At 45.8% G+C, this 2,735-nt stretch carries 2 protein-coding genes and 1 rRNA gene; all 3 read right to left on the bottom strand.

The features are described from left to right. Window positions 1-201: 201 nt before the first annotated feature. Window positions 202-1,680 carry a glycoside hydrolase family 30 beta sandwich domain-containing protein gene (locus G7Y39_RS13145; protein ID WP_165157888.1) on the bottom strand — a complete coding sequence of 493 codons (1,479 nt, stop codon included), beginning with the start codon at window positions 1,678-1,680 and terminating at the stop codon, window positions 202-204. A 39-nt stretch (window positions 1,681-1,719) separates the two neighbouring features. Then, window positions 1,720-2,520: an alpha/beta hydrolase gene (locus G7Y39_RS13140; RefSeq protein WP_165157887.1), complete on the bottom strand. Its 801-nt coding sequence runs from the start codon at window positions 2,518-2,520 to the stop codon at window positions 1,720-1,722. 114 nt (window positions 2,521-2,634) lie between these two features. After that, a 5S ribosomal RNA gene (rrf, locus tag G7Y39_RS13135) occupies window positions 2,635-2,735 on the bottom strand; the annotation flags it as partial.

Here is a 2,735-nt window from a genome sequence, read left to right as displayed (position 1 = left end):
TTTAATGTGTGGTCGAATATCATTAAAGATACTGAAATTCAGCTACTTGACCTATTTTATTGAGCTAAACTTTGTTAACTAACTCATTTATTTTCAACGGATTGAATAAAAATTTAACGAAGTATTATAATAACAAGGCTTTCAAAAAAAGGTTCAATGGAATGAGACTTTAACCCCCTTGATGCCTTGTCCCTCTTCACCCTATGGAGCATCTTGCTTCGTGTGAATCGGATGGTCAAAAAGAGGCCAACGGAAAGAAGCGACTGCTTTAGCGGGAACCTCGCAGGTAAATGAACGTTCGCCGCTGTTTACCGTTATATTTTTAGCCCCGTCTGTATTATTCAGTAAAACAAGTGCTTCTGTTCCGTCTAAATTCTCGAAGGCGGAATACATAATCCCGTCAGCCGTATACCCTTTGGAGTCGATCCGTACCGCTCCCGGTTTCACCACAGAAGATAAATGACCGATAATATAATAATGAGAATTTCGGGTAATCGTCTTATAATCCGAGCGATCGATATCCACGGCACCATAACAAGTCTGGCAACCACCCTCTCGGTTCGGTCCCCGCTCGTTGTCCAGCATCAAGTTCCATACGATAACTGCCTTACACCCGTTATTTACCGTACCCAAGGCTGTCTCCTCCATATCTTCCATCAAGCGTTTCTCTAAGTTACGTCCGTCATTCCACATACCGATAGAAGTTTCCGTAAATATTAATTCTTTATCCGGGAACTTGCCGTTCACGTTATTCAACTCTTCCCGGTCGCCTCCGTAATTATGATAAGCGGCACCTGCCAGGAAAGAGGCGGCATTCTCATCCTCGTAGATCTTCATCGGATAACCTTGCTGCTCCAACATATTATCGTAATTGTAATTATGGTCGAAAGCGTAGATCTTCGTCTTGAGACCCGCCTCTTTCAATTTAGGACCTAACGCATCACGCACGAAAGAGAGTTGTTCCTCCCATCCCATAAACAAGGAAGCGGAATTTCCTCGGTTCAAAGGCTCGTTCTGGGGAGTTACCGCCTCGATAGGAATCCCCTCGGCCTCCATCGCCTGTATCCATTTCACGAAATAGGTGGCGTAATCTTGATAATAGGCGGGATTCAGCTGTCCGCTGGTCCACGACTCAAACGGGCGTAAATCCTTTAAGTTGTCCACCTTCATCCACCTTGGACAAGTCCAAGGCGATCCCAAGATCTTTAGAGAAGGGTTGATTGCCAAGATCTCTTTCAAGACCGGTATCACATACTCCTTCTCCTCGCTCTGCAAGGCGAAATTCTCAACACCTTTCGTATCACAGCAGGTATACTCACTCAAAGAGAAATCCGAACAACCGATCGAGATACGGATATAGCTATACCCCATCCCCTCCGTATCAGAGAAAGTCTCCTTCAAGAAAACGGCCCGATCCTCGGGAGCCATCCGCATCAAGTTATAGCTGGTAGAACCCGTTACGGCAGCTCCAAAGCCATCCATCGTCTGATAGCGCAGCGAAGGGTCTATCGTGATCACGGAAGGCGAGTCGGCTTGTTTATCCTCCAAGGCGATCTCACTTCTCACGAAATCTTTCGAACGATCGTTTGTCGTGACATACACTGTTACATGGCCCGAGGTCTTCGCTCCAGAACATGCGTTCAAGCAAATCAGGACCATTAATACCGAAAAGAGAACCATACGTATTAAATGAACTAATTAATCAAATCCAACACATCCTTAAATTAAAGCCTTCACATGACTCTTTAAGATATGGAAGGCAGGGACAGCCATCGATCCATGATCATATCCATCCAACTCATAGATGTACGTATTCTTATGCCCGGCCACTTTCATCATACGCCAGAAATAAGCGTTCTCCTCATAGCGACCCAGCATCTCCATCTCCCGGTCGCCCGAGATGATAATCAATGGGGGAGCGTCGGGACGTACGTAGAACAAAGGGGCGAACTCATCAATACTCGGTTGGGTATCTTTCATTCCCTTCGCCTGTCGATAAGCGAAATGGCTGATCGCATGACCGCTAAAAGGAATTAAGGCGGCGATGGAATCAGCATCTATCCGATACTTAGCCAGCCACTTCTTATCCAGTCCGATCATATTCGTTAAATAACCTCCGGCGGAATGACCCGAGACAAAGATTTTACGCTTATCTCCACCAAACTTCTCAATCTCGTTAAATGTCCAAGCGACAGCAGCGGCGGCATCATCGATACAATCGCTCAAGGTGGCTTTAGGTAGCAGGCGGTAATTTACGGCGACAACAGCTAACCCGCAGTTCTTCAATTCCTTCGGGATGAATTTGCTACCTCCCGACAAACCGCCTCCGTGAAACCAGATTACCGTAGGAAAGTCTTTTGCGTTCTCGGGATAATAAAGATCCAATTTACAACGTTCCACCGCATACGGATCTTTCGATTGGGTGTAAGAGATATCTCCGACTATTGTATAGCCTTGCTCTTGCGCCGCAAGGATATTGCAGATAAACAGACTGAATAGGAATAAATAGATTTTCTTCATGATATTAGATAATAGATTTAACACATCAAATTTAATACAAAAATAAGGAATACCAAAAAAGGAGCCAACCCTTTCGGATTGACTCCCCTCTCTTCCGGCTATCGCCTTCACTCAAGACGGCGGCTACCTACTCTCCCACTGTTACGCAGTACCATCGGCGTGACGAGGCTTAACTTCTCTGTTCGGAATGGGAAGAGGTGGATCCCTCGTGCCAT

The sequence above is a fragment of the Parabacteroides sp. ZJ-118 genome, from assembly GCF_011038785.1.
Taxonomy (GTDB): Bacteria; Bacteroidota; Bacteroidia; order Bacteroidales; family Tannerellaceae; genus Parabacteroides.
This window is presented reverse-complemented; position numbering and strand designations above follow the sequence as displayed.

Bases quoted from the DNA above. Each gene is read 5' to 3' on its own strand.
- G7Y39_RS13140 (WP_165157887.1), bottom strand. From the start codon at position 2,520: ATGAAGAAAATCTATTTATTCCTATTCAGTCTGTTTATCTGCAATATC.
- G7Y39_RS13145 (WP_165157888.1), bottom strand. From the start codon at position 1,680: ATGGTTCTCTTTTCGGTATTAATGGTCCTGATTTGCTTGAACGCATGT.